This is a genomic window from Pseudomonas sp. 05N434 (genome assembly GCF_056396965.1).
The window spans coordinates 1-1,439 of sequence record NZ_JBFTMK010000835.1; the positions used below are offsets into that span (position 1 = coordinate 1).

A 1,439-nucleotide genomic window follows, 5' to 3' on the forward strand; every position below is an offset into this window, starting at 1 on the left:
GACTTCGATCATCCTTGATGAAGTCAGAGATGGCTTCTGGGCAGCCAACGGAGCGATTTGGCATTTGGCCGATTTCATTCAGGCGGCTGGGTACCGACATCTGCAAGGGCAGGCGGAGCAGTAAGGTATTACAGCTCGCAGGACATTTGTCGCACCACTGCGAGTGGTTGCTATAGGGCGTTTTCAGTCGGTCGCGGCCGGCTGAAAACGGCCATTTCCGGTCAACCGTGACAGATACAAACTCGCCAGCAGGCCTTGCTGCGGCTCCAGATTTTTGCCTGGAGTGGGGGACGAGCATATCGGATTAACATTCCAACATTCTCAATGTCACATCTATCACATTTCATGTCGCAGATAATTGAGAACCTGCGACAGAGTCACGCGATATCACAAAGCCTTTACTGTCAAGCCCGAGTGAGTCGTCGCATAACTTAGAAGTCATGCGACAGTTTTTTAACGCCGCTACACCAGTATCAAAGCGCAAGGTCAATCGTAAAAAGTGAACTCACTCATCTTGAACGCTGCGCCCACGGCCACCCCTAAATTCATAAGTTCGTTAGTCATCATCAGCCATATGACCATGCGAGGGGTGTATTGCCGCTTACCTCACGTAAATTCCCGAGACGGCTCCCCATTAATATGTATGGCTTGAGTGAGGCAGTAGCCGCGATTTCTGACTGCGCGAAAGAGATGCCGTCCTCCTGCGTTTTTCTTGAATTTTATTTGCAGTCTACTCAAACTCATCTCCAGGCCGCGATAGAGCTCAGGATCTCTCCCAATATTACTAATTAGCTCTGCTCTACTGATTACGCGTTCCTCCTTGAGGAGCATGTTTTTTACAATGATGCCCTCAATATTTGTTAAGTGTATTTGAATGGCGTCGTCGAATAAGATTCGATTATTTATATCGAGCTTCCAGCATTGAGGGTGTTGAAGTGATGTCTCTGCAAGTTTTGTCATGGTTTCTGATTATAAAATTCATGAATGCAACAAAAAACAAATCGCAAAAACATTACTTATTTTTGTCTTCCGCAATGTAGTTCTAGGGGCGTATTTTTAAGTGTGAGTTCTATTAAGGTGAGTGCACGGTAGGTCGTGGGCTTTCAGTAATATATTTGTAGGCTGGGCATTAAGCGCTTACTAATAGAATTGGTTTTTTAAAACTCTTAATTATCCAGGTTCAACGTTGAAGCAGGTAATCGTAGGATGTATCGATCAGCCGTGGCTTGATCGACCGCTCACTCATTGTCTCTTCTCCATTCGTGGGAAATGCGTGGATTTCTCCATAGGTGTTTCGCACCCGTGAGAGCCCTGGGCTTGCTGCGCAGGCTTGAGGAGGAGTTTATAGGCAGGGCGCGCGCCAGCCTTTCATTTGGCGACAGCGCTTTTTCATTTCATGACAAACCATAACCTTTGTTTGATCTGACAATGCACATAGC

The 1,439-nt window shown here is 46.6% G+C and carries 1 pseudogene; it reads left to right on the plus strand.

The window, feature by feature from the left end:
* Positions 1 to 124, plus strand: a pseudogene (locus AC1DLB_RS29895) (tautomerase); the annotation flags it as partial.
* Between the last annotated feature and the right edge of the window lie 1,315 nt (positions 125 to 1,439).